The 12994-nt window shown below is 47.5% G+C and carries 12 protein-coding genes and 3 pseudogenes; 7 read left to right on the top strand and 8 right to left on the bottom strand.

What is annotated here, in order from left to right; all coding sequences use genetic code 11:
• The 3 genes and pseudogenes from BLU64_RS02880 to BLU64_RS02875 all read left to right on the top strand — a co-directional run.
• Nucleotides 1-384: pseudogene (locus BLU64_RS02880) on the top strand (integrase core domain-containing protein); the annotation flags it as partial.
• 42 nt (nt 385-426) lie between these two features.
• Entirely contained in the window at nt 427-564 is a 138-nt protein-coding gene (locus BLU64_RS17365) for a hypothetical protein (protein ID WP_162174218.1), read from the top strand.
• 2 nt (nt 565-566) lie between these two features.
• Nucleotides 567-791: a hypothetical protein gene (locus BLU64_RS02875; protein WP_026742241.1), complete on the top strand. Its 225-nt coding sequence runs from the start codon at nt 567-569 to the stop codon at nt 789-791.
• A gap of 39 nt (nt 792-830) precedes the next feature.
• On the opposite strand, the gene BLU64_RS17810 is transcribed toward BLU64_RS02875, so the two are convergent.
• Both BLU64_RS17810 and BLU64_RS17805 read right to left on the bottom strand, forming a co-directional pair.
• Nucleotides 831-968: a SymE family type I addiction module toxin gene (locus BLU64_RS17810; protein WP_327062220.1), complete on the bottom strand. Its 138-nt coding sequence runs from the start codon at nt 966-968 to the stop codon at nt 831-833.
• Between the two features lie 84 nt (nt 969-1052).
• Nucleotides 1053-1283: pseudogene (locus BLU64_RS17805) on the bottom strand (RstR family transcriptional repressor); the annotation flags it as partial.
• Between the two features lie 78 nt (nt 1284-1361).
• On the opposite strand from BLU64_RS17805, the pseudogene BLU64_RS17565 reads away from it, so the two are divergent.
• Nucleotides 1362-1724 (top strand): annotated as a pseudogene (locus tag BLU64_RS17565) (transposase); the annotation flags it as partial.
• Between the two features lie 261 nt (nt 1725-1985).
• On the opposite strand, the gene BLU64_RS02865 reads toward BLU64_RS17565, so the two are convergent.
• The 6 genes from BLU64_RS02865 to BLU64_RS02835 all read right to left on the bottom strand — a co-directional run bounded on the left by BLU64_RS02865 (nt 1986) and on the right by BLU64_RS02835 (nt 10295).
• On the bottom strand, nt 1986-2504 hold the full coding sequence (locus tag BLU64_RS02865; protein ID WP_026742243.1) for a hypothetical protein: 519 nt from the start codon (nt 2502-2504) through the stop codon (nt 1986-1988).
• 127 nt (nt 2505-2631) lie between these two features.
• Nucleotides 2632-3084: an AfaD family invasin gene (gene afaD / locus BLU64_RS02860; protein WP_157755368.1), complete on the bottom strand. Its 453-nt coding sequence runs from the start codon at nt 3082-3084 to the stop codon at nt 2632-2634.
• A gap of 44 nt (nt 3085-3128) precedes the next feature.
• Nucleotides 3129-5609: a fimbria/pilus outer membrane usher protein gene (locus tag BLU64_RS02855; RefSeq protein ID WP_026742245.1), complete on the bottom strand. Its 2481-nt coding sequence runs from the start codon at nt 5607-5609 to the stop codon at nt 3129-3131.
• 17 nt (nt 5610-5626) lie between these two features.
• On the bottom strand, nt 5627-6472 hold the full coding sequence (locus tag BLU64_RS02850) for a fimbria/pilus periplasmic chaperone (protein WP_081825696.1): 846 nt from the start codon (nt 6470-6472) through the stop codon (nt 5627-5629).
• A gap of 1660 nt (nt 6473-8132) precedes the next feature.
• Nucleotides 8133-8654: a hypothetical protein gene (locus tag BLU64_RS02845; RefSeq protein ID WP_026742247.1), complete on the bottom strand. Its 522-nt coding sequence runs from the start codon at nt 8652-8654 to the stop codon at nt 8133-8135.
• A 1191-nt stretch (nt 8655-9845) separates the two neighbouring features.
• The gene (locus BLU64_RS02835) at nt 9846-10295 is read right to left on the bottom strand and encodes a MarR family winged helix-turn-helix transcriptional regulator (RefSeq protein WP_235195079.1); all 450 of its coding nucleotides are present in this window, start codon (nt 10293-10295) and stop codon (nt 9846-9848) included.
• Nucleotides 10296-10713: 418 nt separating this feature from the next.
• Here BLU64_RS02835 and BLU64_RS02830 point away from each other — a divergent pair, with 418 nt between their 5' ends.
• From BLU64_RS02830 to BLU64_RS02820, 3 genes are all read left to right on the top strand, one after another.
• Nucleotides 10714-11160 carry a GNAT family N-acetyltransferase gene (locus BLU64_RS02830; RefSeq protein ID WP_071999755.1) on the top strand — a complete coding sequence of 149 codons (447 nt, stop codon included), beginning with the start codon at nt 10714-10716 and terminating at the stop codon, nt 11158-11160.
• 865 nt (nt 11161-12025) lie between these two features.
• Nucleotides 12026-12460: a hypothetical protein gene (locus tag BLU64_RS02825; protein WP_026742251.1), complete on the top strand. Its 435-nt coding sequence runs from the start codon at nt 12026-12028 to the stop codon at nt 12458-12460.
• 68 nt (nt 12461-12528) lie between these two features.
• Nucleotides 12529-12960, top strand: coding sequence for a carboxymuconolactone decarboxylase family protein (locus BLU64_RS02820; RefSeq protein ID WP_026742252.1), 432 nt, complete (start codon nt 12529-12531; stop codon nt 12958-12960).
• Nucleotides 12961-12994 lie beyond the last annotated feature (34 nt).

Genomic DNA, 12994 nt, shown 5'->3' with positions numbered 1-12994 from the left:
AATATACCGGCTCATCGTGTTGTGCGTATTCTGGAACGATTAAGCGCAGAACGAGGCTACCCGGCTTTTATACGAAGTGACAATGGGCCAGAACTCACTGCCGTTGCTTTAGCCGAATGGGCAGAATGACATGGTGTGAAACTCGATTTTATTCAGCCAGGCAGGCCGATGCAGAATGGATTTATTGAGCGATTTAACAAAACGCTACGAACAGAAATACTCGATAGGTATCTGTTCAGAACACGGTCAGAAGTCCGCGTGCTAACAGAAGACTGGCGCACAGAATATAACGAAGAACGCCCGCATAGCACACTGGGTGATATGCCACCCGTTATCTATGCGAGGCAAAAACTGGCCGGAGATCCTCACTGGCGGTGGTACTAAAAAACGGAGGGACTACAAAATCAACGAGCAAGGGAAAAAATATTGGATGGAATAATTAATGCACCGAATGCTTCAGTAAAAGAAGGGAATCGTTTTGGTGGATTTGATGTTATAGCTCCTGATGGGCGCGGAGCTACATTCGATCCTCAAGGTAACTTCCGTGGATTTTTGGAACCTTAATTATGAATTTTAAAGATCAATTAAAGATCATAATCACTAGTGATATTGATTATGAAAAATTAATAGCTGAAATTTATTGTAATGATGAGTTCATTGCTCTTTTGCAACAAGAAAATGGCATTAATGATATTAAAGTTGAGTTTTCGTCCAACATTAATGCATTGGATTTTGACTGGCTTCAGAATGCATTAAACGAAGCCAGAAAAAAATTATTAAATCAAGGATAAAAACCCCGGCCCCTAAAAAGGCCGGGATTTTTTTATCCGTCATTCAGCCACAGTGCGTATCAGCAGTTGGCCATGTTCAACGGTGATAACAACCGGTGTATCGGTCCCAAATCTTGCCGCTTCCAACCAGTGGCCCTTGAGGTGCAGGCTGGGGCTGCGGCTGTAATAGCGCGTCATGTCATTGCGGTCGGCGTGACGGCGGCTGACATAGCCGACCTTCCGGCGTCGTAATGCTGGGGGTATGGCGGGTTCTGACTTACAACCGCGTTCAGTAATCTTTTTAGCCTGGTACTTCAGTATCATCCCATCCAGTAACGCCTTGATAATACGGCGCTCTTCTTCGGGCATCCCGCTGACGGCCTCAAACTGCAACGCCAAATCATCAGACGGGCCACGCTCGTGGTCATCAAACACCAGTCCATCCAGCGAGACATGCAACACTTTAGCCAGCCTGATGAGGGCGTCTAAGGTGGGGTGAGCCGACCCCGCCTCGTTGCAAGCACAAGCGCCGGGACTCACCGTCACGCGCGTGTGCCGGTTTTTTGGTCGAGAAAGGCAGAAGAATAGTGTGTGCATGAGAGTGTGCATACGCATCAAGTTATAAGAGCATTTAAAATGGCCTTGGTGAAGAGGCGCACGCGAGCACCGCTGGTGCATCACTCCGATCGAGGTATCCAATACTGCTCTACAAAATATCAGGAATAACATGAACGACATGGCGTCATCTGCTCAATGACGAACGGATATGACTGCTATCAGAATGCATGGGCAGAACGCGGAAATGAGATTTTATAAATGGAATATCTGCTGTTAAACCAAAAGATATCACGCAGGCAAAAAATGGTCAGAGAGTCGGTGAAAATCAACACCACTCGGCGTCCCCATCTGTCGTTAAAATACAAAACGCCCGAGGGAGTTTATTGGGCATTGTAAGGCCGAAAAGTGTCAACCTTATCAGGACATGTCACTTATACATATAATGATGAGTCGATTATTGTTGGGGAAGAACGGGATTTAGTTTTCCAGATGTCAAAATACATGAAAGCGGGGGAGTGTCTTGAAACACACCCCCGCTGGCTTCAAAAAGAACGTTGTTAAACACCGTTCTTTATCGTCGGCTGAAATCTACCGAATTTTGGTGTTGGCTTAGCTGTGCTAAATATAGGGTTTTCTTGACAACCCTATGATGCTTTTTTAAGCGGTGTAAGTGTATGCAACAGTACCTACAGTGTAGGTGTCTGCGGCTACAGTTTGACCAGCAGGCATAACGATTGAGTATTTAACCGTCTCGTTAGCAGCGCTACTCTGTCCGACGATCAAGTAACCATCCTTAGGTACAGCGCTCTCGCCAATTACACCAGTCAATGCCAGAGTGACTTGGTTGGAGCTGTCGTTTTTACCTTTGACAACCGCACTAGGGATGGACATGCCACCCTTTGAAGTGTCGATGTCTGGGCTAAATTTTACCGCATAAGCATGAGCCAGCCCGTCCAATGAACGAATAGAACCGGTAGCGATAGTATCGTCTGCCGAATGTTTTCCGGCGGTCAAGTTACTGGATGCAGTAATCGCATTGGTGATGTTGGTGACATTGGAAAATACCAGATCAGCTGTCGCGCTAATACCGCTACCACTCACGCCAGCGTGAGCCACGCCCAGACCTGCGCCAGCCAGAATTACCGCAGCCAGCATTGTTTTTTTCATCATAGACATAAATTTACCCTTTAAAGTATTTTACTTAGATTAATCACCAGTATTTACTGGTGGGCCATTAGCTTCCGATCGAAATGGAAGCATAATTCCGTCATGCCACACGCATCAGATAGTTCGTACCCCTATTTCAGGGGGGCAGAGCCGTCCCGCTGATATCCAGCCTATAATGGTCAGCTTCAACCCTTTGCTCGCCGTCTGCGATGACGTCAAACACAACCCGATCATCTTTGGTATTCAGAACCATCTCTGAGCTGCCAGGGCTACCCTCGGCGGTAAGTCCTCTCGGCACCAGCCGGATACGCAGCTTATGTGCATCATTCTGCTTCCCGGACAGCACAAAATGGCCTGTCGGGAAGGAGGAAGTCTGAACCTCGCTCCACAACCGGAAGCCGGCGTGGGCTTCATGGCTCACCAGCGTGCCCTGACCGAGACGCATTCCGTCTTTTACTACATGCGCCTGCAGGCCATGCTTCATTCGCAGCCCCAGCCGTGGAGTCTCGTCTGCCTGTACGGGGTAGGTGGTCATTACACCCAGGATGCCCACCAGCAGACAGCCAACCGCTTTGCCTATATCTTTCATCAGCCTTTCTCCGAAAGATTTCCTTATTTTCATCCGTGTAATCATCAATGACAGGCCACCGTCACTGTATACACGCCAGCGGGGCCGACCTTGTCTGGCAGATGGTAATCCGCCCGGCACTGCTGCTCGGCAGAGGCGCCCCATTTTGCCTGTAACTGCCCTGTAGTCGGCAGGCCCGACAGATAGACCAGTCCGCTTTCATCGGCCACGCTGGTGGTGGATAAATTTTTCTCCAGCAGCGTTACCAGCGTTCCGAAAGGCACAGGCCTGCCGTCTGGACGGGTCAGGGTTACCAGTGCTCTTCCCCCGAGGCTGGTGGTAAAGGCGGCCGGGATGACGGCCCCCCCGGTTGGCACCACCGTGACGTCGGTCTGAGTGACTTCGACGTCATTTGGCAGCCATGTTGGATCCAGGCTGACCACGCTCTTCTGATAGGGCTGCTGCCCCCCTAGTACTGCGTACCCTCTGAAATCTGTCTTCACGCCTGTCATACCGCCTACCGGGACTCCGGAAGCGCCTGGCGCTTCCGCCAGAACCACCGTGTCATCCAGCGTTTGACCTGCAACCAGCCCATCGCGGGTAATCAGCAGGCCACCTGACGCATCCAGCTCTGCCTGTCGGTAAGACGGGCTGTAGCTGTAGCTTCCATCAAGCTGTCCGTAGGTCCCTCTCCAACCAAGCTGCAGGGCACTACTATTGTGATCGCCCATGCCGGACTGATGCCACTGCATCACGTTCCAGCTCAGTTGGTGGTCGTACGAATCTCCGCTGAGGCCCAACTGCTCGGTGCTTGATCCGTGAACGGGCGAGGTTATTTGTCCGCTGGCCCGCGTATTGCCACCCATCCAGCGGGATAGCGGCATACTGACTACTGCGCTCACCAGCTGATCGTTACGGCCTCCGCTGCGGTTTTGCGACCAGCTCAGCGACAGGGAAACCCCATGTATACCGACGCTGTAGCTGGCGCTTAATCCTGTTGTGTCCTGCTGACTGCTGCGGTAGCGGTCCTGATAACCCCCCAGGCTAAGGCTTCCGGCGTTACCCAGTGACTGGCTCAAGGTCAGAGCGTTCCGGGATTTTCGTCTATTCGTATTCGACGTTCCGGAGTTTTGGCGATAACTGTCCAAAACATCTGACAGCGCCATATAACCGGATGAGGAATATTGGTAGCTGCTCAGTGCGAGCGTGGTATTCGTTGCGTCTATCAACTTGCTGTAGCGCAGCCGCCTGGTTCCGCCGCCTTCCGCGTTGTGCTCATACAGCTGGCCGCGTTCGCGGGTAGCATCCAGAGAGAGGCTTCCCCATCGTCCCAGCGAGATACCAAGCCCGGCAGACAGTGCCTGATAATGCGTCGCCCCCTGCCAGCCCCCATAAAGGGTCAGATTCCAGGGCAACCCGTACATCACTACGGCCTGTGCTACGTTCGCGCGAGTTACGCCGGCATACGACGAACGGTATTTTCCTGCCATCAGGTTGTAATCCAGATATCCCTTGTGCAGTGCTATCGCCGGCGTCTGATATGGCGCGATAAACACCTGATTGTTGCCGTCCGCCTCAATGACGGTAACCATCAGGTCTCCACCCGAGCCAAAGACCGGCAGGCTTTCCAATTGGAATGGGCCTGGCGCTACCGTGGTTCTGTAAATCGTATAACCTTTCTGACTCACTTCCACACGGGCCTGAGTACGGGCAATGCCGCGTATTATCGGGACAAATGAGCGCATATTTGACGGCACCATGTTTCCATCTGCCCCCAGCATCACCCCGCGGAAGGGGACGCTATCAAACACATCTGAGGGGGTAAAACGCTCCCCCAGCGTCAGGCGACTTTTCATTTTGTAGAGGCCGCGCTCAAGGTATGTGTATGCGCTTTGCCAGCCTCTCGACTGTCCCCGTTTGCTCTCCCAGGTGACGGAATTACGTAGCCGCCAAGGACCCAGATTCGCCCCAGGCTCCAACTGGAGGTAGCCTGACTCGACTCTGTTACCCGTTCCGGCTCTGTTTTCCGAGCGATTGACGCTGGCCTGATAGTTCATCAGGAAAGCGGGCACCCCGTCATCCCACATCTCTTGTGGTGCAATTCCCGTTAACTCTGGGCGCAACGCGATCTGAGGTATGCTCAGTAAAAGCTGCTGTCCGCTGAAGCTGAACTCCGCGCTGGCTCCCGGTATGGCACTGAGTTCTGCGCAGCCGTCTGCCCCCGCTGCTAGTTCTGCATAATCATCTGTTTTGATGCCGTACCGTGAAAGCTGTACCCGATCCAGGCAGGGAGACAGGACATTCTTTCCGGCAGCGTCTTTCTCCAGCCGAAAGGTCACATCGCGTAAATCCACTAACTCTCCGTTTAGGAGTACCCCCACCCGATAGGTACCGGGAAGCTGGCCTCCTTGGTTAAACAGCGCGACATCCTGATCGCTAACGCCCAGGGCAGAGGCGTTAAACTCCCATTTTTCAGCCTGTACAAGTGTTGACTGCAGTGCCAAACATATGCTGATGGCGATAAAACTCGGTGATCTAACCTTCATTATCTAAGGCGCCGGGATCATCTCAGCGGTGCCTGAAAGAGGTGACTTTCGCCACCTTCGTCAGTAATGATTTTCCAACTCACTTGTCCGCCAGCGCCTTCCGGCAGGTGGAAGGTGCGGGAAGCGCGTGGAGCAACATATTCGATGTTTTGTACGGCTTTTCCGCCCACGTAAACGGAAGATAGGTTTATGTAGAACGGAGACGGGTTGGTTACGCTCAGTTGGTGACCTTGTTGGTGCCACTGAAGGGCATCAGCACCGTCCATCGGGCTTCCTTTCACATCAGAGGGACGGGTCATCATTTTGATACACAGGTGCGCGCTAACCTCCACCTGAAGACGTATAGAAGACGGTGCCAGCGATTTGCCATTTTTATCCTGCGCCCATACATCGGTACCCTTTGGGGGAATGCCGCCTACGCAGAACCACTGCAGGGTTTCCTTGTCGTTGTCTATGCTGCCGCCCGTCCTAATGATCCGCAGGCGGCTCTGCTGCTTTGCTTCAAGTCGGGAAAGGGGCGGTGTGACAATAAACGGCGCGGCGGTTTTCTTGTCTTCGTTGTAGACCTTTCCCTGAATCAAAATCGGGTAATCCTGTGGATTAGTCACTGAAATTTCTGCGCCAGCAGAGTTAGGACGGTAAATTAGCCGGTTGGCGCCCAGCTTAATTTCAAAGACTTTTGTCGTGGCGGCTATCGTCTGCCGTTCCTTCGCCCCTTCCGCAGAAGACGATGGAGAAAAAGCTAATAAGGTCGTGCTAATCAGTACACCACCAAGAATGTTTTTACTAAGATAGACAGACTTATCGTTTTCGTTGTTTTTTTGTTTAATAAGATGCGTCTGTTTAATGCTAAATAAAGACATAAGACCTCCTTTGACTCCATCGGGGGATAATAAAATAGGGAAAACTATATATACGGTACCGTTCTGGCTCGTCAGAGGATCTCGAATATAATTAAGTTGGCTATCCATCGATTCAAAACTATTATCCAAAATCCAGACACGCTCATGCCACCACCAGGAAACGCTAAGTCGGTGGAGTCAATATCATTCAAATAGTGAAAGGTAACTAATAAATCATCACCCCCTTTCTTCAAAACAACAATCTTGCCCAAAGGAATATTTGGATAAAAATTACGTTGTTGTTGTCACGAATTGGGAATCTCCCCCCGTGTTCTGAAGAATGTGATTGAAATAATTATTTTCACCTATGCTTATCTCAGGTATATATCCCAAATGAAAGTGTTCAGTTTTTTTATATGTAATGAAATCTTCATATCTAATGTCGTGCTTCCCATTAGGGCGTTCCAGTAAATCTCGCAGTTCGGCACTTTCAAGAAAATCAGAGAATCACTTACATTACTGTTTGATAATTTATCCCCTAATCAAGTCCTGAGGTGGATTATATTCCACACCCTATGGGGGGGAGGGATCAGAATATCTAAACACTCACTGCTTTCCACTAAAAGAGCAGTATTCCCTCACGCTCCTCTATATTGTAACCCCCTCACGCCGACTAATAATACATGCTTATTAATAATTGACAACAGTGAGCAACTATTTTGTCTTGATAGATTTAATGAATCAAAAAATATATGTTTGATCGCTAAATCCGATCAGGTTAAGTGTTATAATTGTTGCATAAGATATTGATATTTATGGATTGTTGTAATAATTCGGCCGGTGATAAAACGTCGGCTCGGTCCTATAAAAATTAAGAGGATGGGGTATTTCAAAAATAGGTTTATGCACTTTGTTTGGATTTCATTGATAAAACAAAAATAAAATAAGAAATTAACAATAAATTCACAGTGCGAGGGGTGTTTGTTACTGATAATTAGGTCGTTAAGCTGGCTAAATGTTCTAGTCGTAAATGTTAAGCGATGGATGGGGGCGTCCACGTGATTCTGAACTTATTGGGTAATTCGAAACCGTCATTTTGTTGTAAAGATACCCATTCCACCGCTTCGCTCCGGCTTTCGGCCTATTCGGTCAGCGCCGGGAGGTAAATCCACGGTACTTGATACCTGTTGAATATATCCTATAAGCGGTCGAGTTAGCCCGTTGCTACAACTTTTGCATGTTGGGGACTCTAATTGCCCTGGATATAGCTAAAACCGCATGATGGAAAATTCGGCATCTTGATGAATGAACGTCTGGCCTGCGTATTGAAAATACCCGGGCGTATTTAACAGACTCTCCAAATTCCCGATTCTCTTCACCATCCAGCCGCCTCCGATATCCTTCAGGACGATGATGATGGGATGTTTTGTAAATAAGCGATAAGCATAGCGAACTCACCAGAGGGCATAATCAGTCTGTCGCAAGATTTCGGAACTGATGCCGCTATTATGTATTGGGATGATTGCAATACGATTGCGGGGAATGTCTTTAGACATTCCCCGCAGGCTGTGAAAAGAACAGTGTTGTTAACCGTTCTCTATCGCTGGCTGAAACCTACCGAATTTTGGTGTTGGCTTAGTCGCGCTGATGATAGGTTTTTTTGATTACCCTAACGATATTTTTATGAGGTATAGGTGTATGCAACAGTCCCTACAGTATAAGTATCTGCGGCTACAGTTTGACCTGCAGGCATAACGATTGAGTATTTAACCGTCTCGTTAGCCGTGCTACCCAGTCCAACGATCAAGTAACCGTCCTTAGGCATGGCACTGCTGTCGCTCGCTACGCCATTCAGTACCAGCGTCACTTTGTTTGCGCTGTCGTTTTTACCACTTACAACCGCACTAGGCATGGATGTACCGCCCGTTGAGGTATCGATGTCTGGGCTAAATCTAACCGCATAAGCATGAGCCAGACCATCTATTGAACGAATCAAACCGGTAGCAATAACATTATTATCTGCACTTTTTCTGGCGGTTAAGCCAGTGGGCGCCGTAATCGCATTTGAGACATTGGTGGCATTGGAAAATACCAGGTCAGCTGTCGCGTTAATACCGCTGCCATTCACGCCGGCTTGAGCCACCCCCATGCCTGCGCCAGCCAGAATGACCGTAGCCAGCATTGTTTTTTTCATCATAGACATAAATTTACCTTTTAAAGTACTTCACTTAGATTAATCACCAGTGTGTTACTGGTGGGCTATTAGCTTCCCGTCGAAATGGAAGCATAATGCTGTCATGCCACACGCATTAGATTGTTCGTATCCGTATTTCAGGGGAGTGGTGCCGTCCCGCTGATATCCAGCCTATCGTGGTGAGCTTTAACTCTTTGCTCGCCGTCCGCGAGGACGTCAAACGTAATCCGGTCATCTCTGATATTCAGCACCCTCTCTGAGCCTGCGAGGTCTGCGTGGCGCATTAGTGTGATTTGGTCGAGACTTATGCCGTGTGCCGTTCCTGCGTCCCTTCCTCAGGCGACGAAGTAAAAAGCTAATAGTGTCGTGTTAAACAATCTACTTCATAGAAAGTTTTCACTGAAATATAGAAAATTATCGTTGTCGTTATAGATTTGTTTAGTTAATCACGTCTGTTTAACGCTGAGTAAAGACATGAGAAATTCTTTAACTGCATCGGGAGAATAATAAAATAGGAAAAACTGAATATACGCTACAGGTGGATCTCGCCTGAATTTTTTAAAAACGAGCCAGGAAACTTCATCGGTTAAAATCACAAATAAAAAATCATGACACGATTTTCTCCATCATCAGAGGAATTTTATTTTTGGCTTGATAAGTGCTCGTGTTATTTAGGCGTGTTTTATGATATCTATCCGGTTTTTGTGACCGTGAGTGAAATGATGATATTCACATGCCTATATAACGCAGAGCAAGACCATCAACTCGGTTTAATTAATGTTGCGGGTGCCATTATGATTAACAAGGGCGAGCAATCACAAAAAACAATTCATTTAATGGATTAAATGATTCATTGGTGAGGGATATCATCAGTGATTATGAGTTCGTGCTTTAATATGTTGATTTATAAGGGGTTTTAGTTTATTTTTGCGAGGGGTAGGCCTTGTCATAAAGAACATAATGGGGGGGCGGAATTTAAAAACAAGGCTGTGCACTTTATTTTTCTTTCACTTGTTAAGAAAAACATATAGCGAAAAAATGGCTCGTAAGGGAAGGGTGAAATAAAAAACTCGTTCTGTTTCCTGGGTTTGACTCCCTATTTAAATACATATCGTAATAATATAAACGTCGTATATGTTATATGATTACTCTCTAGAGATAATAAGATATTGAATTAACTTTAGAAGCCCTCAAACCCCGCTACGTAGCTAATTTAGCCACGCTAACCAACCATCGCCGCACTGATGCTTCATCTGAAGAGGATAAAGCAGAAAGCAGACCAGATTCTGCAGATTGGACCACTGACTTGCTTAGCATGAGCGTTCTCTGCCCTGAATCGGTTAGTTCAATGACCTGAATTCTGCCGTGTTCTTTATGTGGGTGCCGGCGGATCATTCCCGCACGCTCCAGATTTCCGACAATGACACTCATTGTCTGTGGAGTCAGCAGCGATAAACGGGACAGATCGGCACCAGAGATACCCGGATAGGCTTCGAGCATCGTCATCACTGAGAACTGAGGCAGGGTCAAACCCGTTTCTTTTAGAGCTTTTTCCATTCTGATTTTGTGTACGGCATGAGCCTGTCGCAGTAGGTAGCCTATATGGCCTTTCTCACCCCGCTTTCCTTCCCCCAGCTCAGGAATCGACATATCGTGCGATCTTGACTTGTGCATAATATAAGAACTCATATATTGTTGTTCGAGTTCTTATATTATCAGACGAGAGAAATCATGACACCTCATCGTCAGCATCGAAGTGACGGGTCCTCTTGTGAGCTGGCAGCTCCAGACGTCGTCGCCGTTCCAGGAATGCTGGGTAGAGCTATCGACAACGCCGGCCTAGATAAATGACTTACTGGATGGATTAAACGTCGTATTTCTCAACTCAATGGTTGTGAATGTTGTATTCAGTTTCATTCAGTATGACGCGCGAGGCGGGACTGGTTTTTATCAAAATCGAATGGGTTACAGCCTGGCACGATGCCGACATTTATTCTGAACGTGAACGCGCTGCTATACAGTTCACTCCCCCGATCCCTAAGCAAAATAATCAGCAGAGGAAACAAGAATGTCTACTCAACGCGTTTCAACCTTTCGGCACATTGTTTCTGAGTCAGATGTTCGGGCCAGCTTTCGGCTGATAAAGCAACTTAGGCCGCATCTGAGTTCGGAAGATGAGTTCTGGCTTCGTTGGCAACGTCAGACCGGAGAGGGCTATATTCTGGATGGCTTGTTCATTGACGATGTACTTGTGGCCCTGGCTGGCTACCGCATACAGGAAAATCTTGTGCATGGACGTTTTTTTTATGTAGAGGATTTGGTGACCTCAGAAGAGCAACGTAGTTGTGGATATGGTGAAAGCATGATGTCGTATCTGAGCGAGCTGGCTCGTTCCTCAGGCTGCGGTAAGCTGGTGCTAGACACACCGCTATCGAACAGCCTTGGTCACCGGTTTTACTTTCGGTGCGGACTGTTGGCAACATCTTTGCGTTTCAATATTCCGGTTGAGTCATGAACCTCAATGAATTAGGTGTCGTGGTGGGTTGCTCTGTATTCCCCCTCAAGGCACTGAACTCATTGGTATTGCCGCATCGTGCAAAGGGCCTGTATTGACAAATCCCCGATAAGAACGCACAGAAACGCTTCTTCTCTTCTATTATGAAGAGTACGTTTTCTTGCCCACGAACAATGGACATAGCGCTAAGCAAGGCCCTGGTTTACACATTGTTCCGGGCTGAGCCAGCCACAGGCATCATGGCGACGCGGGAGATCGCCGACACGCTCAATACAGGTTAAAACGCCATCGTTCGCTTCCAACCCGAGGAAAACGAAACCAACCCCATCCAGGTACCAGGAAAGTGCTCTCATCGCTGGCGCAAATAACCGCGCAGTGACACAACAGCCTGACATGGATCGTGCTATCTACCAGCGCTTTAGTATGAATAAGCACACTGTTCTTATTTTTCAGTGAATTTGCCTATGGCGGCGAGGAACCACGAAAACACCAGCGACCTGTTACGACAATACCTTTCCCAAGGGAACGAGCGTGATAGGTTTACCCTCAGTATGAACTGAATGATATTGCTTTCAAATTGAACGAAAGTTTAACAAACTCCTTTCTATACAAATGGTTATGTCTAATTACCGGGTGCTGAATTGCAATGACCGCCTAAATTCACAGTAGCCGGATTTTGGGCCGAGGTCAGATTGTTTGTCACCATGTCATGGTTAATAAATTGTTTCTTATCCCTTAAAAGGAGAGGGGTAATCAATTAAAATAAAATCAATCTTGTAGGAAGCAATGTGTGTATCAATTATATTCGAAAACTTTGTTTTTCTATTGTTATGTGATGATTGGACAGTAAGATTACAGGGACACCATGCTGCAATTAAAAAACCTTAAATTTATTATTTATTTTTCACGTATAGCTCTTGCGGCGACTTTTCTTTCAGTTGTGGCGGATCGATTCGGATTTTGGGGAAATGCTGGGGAGCTTGGGGTTTCGTGGGGGAATATGAATAAATTCTTCCTTCATGTGAGTTTATTGGCCCCATGGGCCCCAGCGGCATTTATCCCCGTAGTTGGATGGGTGGTTAATATATTGGAGTTTGTATTAGGGATAGCGCTGCTACTTGGTATTAAGCCCAAGATGACTGCTTTAGCGACGGCAGGGTTATTTTTGATTTTTGCTATCAGTATGGCGGCTTTTCAGAGTGTAAAGTTAATGCTGAATTTTAGCGTATTACCCTGTTCAGCCTGCGCAGCGTTACTCTATTTCCTGGGCGAGATAAAGTCTAAAACCGATGTGCCGTAAATTTATATAAGTAATCAAACACGCATTCTATTTCTATTCATTTGTATAACTAACGCTGGAGTATTGTTATGTCAAGCTTACGTCTCCCTTACTATGAACTATCTGCGGAGCTATTACAGGGCTTTCGGCTGGTAAAGCAGGAGCTGGAAAATAGCTCCCTGGGATTGCCCTTGGTTGAACTAATCTATTTACGTATTTCTCAGATTAACGGCTGCTCGTTTTGCCTGAATATGCATACCAAAGCACTGCGCGAGAAAGGCGAAACCGATCGCCGTCTGGCTGAATTGGCGGGCTGGCGTGTTAGTTCACAGTTTACCTTGCGTGAAAAAGCGGCACTGGAATGGGCCGAGGCGCTAACTTACGTCACGGAAACACACGCTGACGATGAAGCTTATCTGCCATTAAAAGAATATTATACGGATAAAGAGATCTCAGATTTAACTTACGCTATTGCATTAATGAATGGTATGAACCGTTTGGCGGTTGGTATGCGTCAATAATACCGGATAAAAAAAGAAATATTTCATATCATTT

This window comes from Lonsdalea quercina (assembly GCF_900107885.1).
GTDB classification, from domain to species: Bacteria; Pseudomonadota; Gammaproteobacteria; order Enterobacterales; family Enterobacteriaceae; genus Lonsdalea; species Lonsdalea quercina.
This window is presented reverse-complemented; position numbering and strand designations above follow the sequence as displayed.

Coding starts and splice junctions, on each gene's coding strand:
- BLU64_RS02875 (WP_026742241.1), top strand. CDS start 567: ATGAATTTTAAAGATCAATTAAAGATCATAATCACTAGTGATATTGAT.
- BLU64_RS17810 (WP_327062220.1), bottom strand. CDS start 968: ATGACGCGCTATTACAGCCGCAGCCCCAGCCTGCACCTCAAGGGCCAC.
- BLU64_RS02865 (WP_026742243.1), bottom strand. CDS start 2,504: ATGTCTATGATGAAAAAAACAATGCTGGCTGCGGTAATTCTGGCTGGC.
- afaD (WP_157755368.1), bottom strand. CDS start 3,084: ATGAAAGATATAGGCAAAGCGGTTGGCTGTCTGCTGGTGGGCATCCTG.
- BLU64_RS02855 (WP_026742245.1), bottom strand. CDS start 5,609: ATGAAGGTTAGATCACCGAGTTTTATCGCCATCAGCATATGTTTGGCA.
- BLU64_RS02850 (WP_081825696.1), bottom strand. CDS start 6,472: ATGTCTTTATTTAGCATTAAACAGACGCATCTTATTAAACAAAAAAAC.
- BLU64_RS02845 (WP_026742247.1), bottom strand. CDS start 8,654: ATGTCTATGATGAAAAAAACAATGCTGGCTACGGTCATTCTGGCTGGC.
- BLU64_RS02835 (WP_235195079.1), bottom strand. CDS start 10,295: ATGTCGATTCCTGAGCTGGGGGAAGGAAAGCGGGGTGAGAAAGGCCAT.
- BLU64_RS02830 (WP_071999755.1), top strand. CDS start 10,714: ATGTCTACTCAACGCGTTTCAACCTTTCGGCACATTGTTTCTGAGTCA.
- BLU64_RS02825 (WP_026742251.1), top strand. CDS start 12,026: ATGCTGCAATTAAAAAACCTTAAATTTATTATTTATTTTTCACGTATA.
- BLU64_RS02820 (WP_026742252.1), top strand. CDS start 12,529: ATGTCAAGCTTACGTCTCCCTTACTATGAACTATCTGCGGAGCTATTA.